The organism is bacterium, assembly GCA_024226335.1.
Taxonomy (GTDB): domain Bacteria; phylum Myxococcota_A; class UBA9160; order SZUA-336; family SZUA-336; genus JAAELY01.
In genome coordinates this window covers 1-971 of record JAAELY010000200.1, presented here as the reverse complement: position 1 = coordinate 971, position 971 = coordinate 1, and the positions used below count along the sequence as shown (strand labels likewise).

The 971-nt window shown below is 63.2% G+C and carries 2 protein-coding genes; one reads left to right on the top strand and one right to left on the bottom strand.

The annotated features are described in order from the left end of the window. Nucleotides 1-205 (top strand): hypothetical protein (locus GY725_10120; protein ID MCP4004539.1); only part of this gene is annotated, 205 nt, incomplete at its 5' end. 3 nt (nucleotides 206-208) lie between these two features. On the opposite strand, the gene GY725_10115 is transcribed toward GY725_10120, so the two are convergent. Further along, nucleotides 209-700, bottom strand: a complete 492-nt coding sequence (locus tag GY725_10115; GenBank protein ID MCP4004538.1) for a hypothetical protein — start codon at nucleotides 698-700, stop codon at nucleotides 209-211. Nucleotides 701-971: the final 271 nt, after the last annotated feature.

Genomic DNA, 971 nt, shown 5'->3' with positions numbered 1-971 from the left:
CGCTGACCCCGTCAGCCCGCTGTTGAGCCCCGAGCTGATCTTTGGATTGATGTTCCTCGCGCTCGCCTCGTACTTGGAGATCTTGCGAGACCTCGGCGCCTTCATTCGAGAAGGACGGGCGTTCTTTGTCGATGCGCGCCGTTTCCTCAAGTCGCAGACGGCTGAAGCGTCGTTATCGGAGGACCCGAAGGAGAAGACACCGTAGCTTTCAACCGGCGCCGATTCTTCGAGCTGTCGTGACCTGCCGTAGCTCGGGCAGGACGCTGTGGTACACGCCGGGATCAAGCGACCGTTCCAGCACACCGAGGAACTCCCGCAGCACGACCGCCATCTCCTCGACCGTAACCTTCTCGCTGCGCCGGAGCTCCAATTCGCCGATCCGCACCGCGCGGTTGGCCCGCCGCTCCAAACTGGCGATCAGGTCGTTCGCAATCTGATCGACGCTCGCTCCATGCCCGATGAGCTCGCCAAGCTTGCGCATCTCCGCGGACACCTGAGCCTGCCGGTGCGACCGAATGGCCGCCTGCAAACGCTGAAACGTGTCGAGGAGTTCCTGGCGCCATGCCGGCGAGTCCAGCTCTTCGACGCGCTCAAAAAGCTGCTCGATGAGAACGTCCATCGCAGCGAGATCGCGACGCGCATCGATCAAGTCCTCATCCGCTCGGGCGCGCTCGAACGCGCCGCGCATCTTCTTCAACACGCGGCTGTAGCGTCCGGTCCGGATCGGAGCGCCGGCCTTTCCGCCGTGAACACGACAGGCCCCGTTTGCCATCGGTGGTGCAAAGCATGCCTCGTCCTCGATCTTCCTGTTGTGCACGCGCTTCAACCGACCGCAAACGGGACGACCATCTGGTGTCGCGTAGTGCTTGCGTCCGAACTCGTCGACGAACACGTCGAGGTCGTCCTGTGCCATTCGCGGGAGGCTGCGTTCGTACTCCTTGGGCACCAACGGCTGCTTCTCTTCGCGCTCG